This is a genomic window from Amycolatopsis vancoresmycina, from assembly GCF_000716785.1.
Classification (GTDB): domain Bacteria; phylum Actinomycetota; class Actinomycetes; order Mycobacteriales; family Pseudonocardiaceae; genus Amycolatopsis; species Amycolatopsis vancoresmycina.
On sequence record NZ_JNYY01000080.1, the window covers coordinates 1 to 235 of the forward strand.

Sequence of the window (235 nt, forward strand, 5' to 3'; positions counted from 1 at the left end):
GCCCGGCGATGAGGTGGTGGCGCATTGCCTGAGCGTGGAGCTGGAGAGCCCGGACGGGCACAACGACACGATGCTCGACACCGAGCAGCGGATCTGGGGTTTCGAGACCAACTTCGGCGGGCTGGCGGAGATCGCGCTGGTCAAGGCGAACCAGCTGATGCCGAAGCCGGACCACCTGACCTGGGAGGAGGCCGCGTCCCCGGGGTTGGTGAACTCGACGGCCTACCGGCAGCTG

Annotated in this window: 1 pseudogene; it reads left to right on the top strand. The window is 68.1% G+C overall.

Features of this window, described 5'->3' with window-relative positions:
* Positions 1–235, top strand: a pseudogene (locus OO60_RS44405) (crotonyl-CoA carboxylase/reductase); the annotation flags it as partial.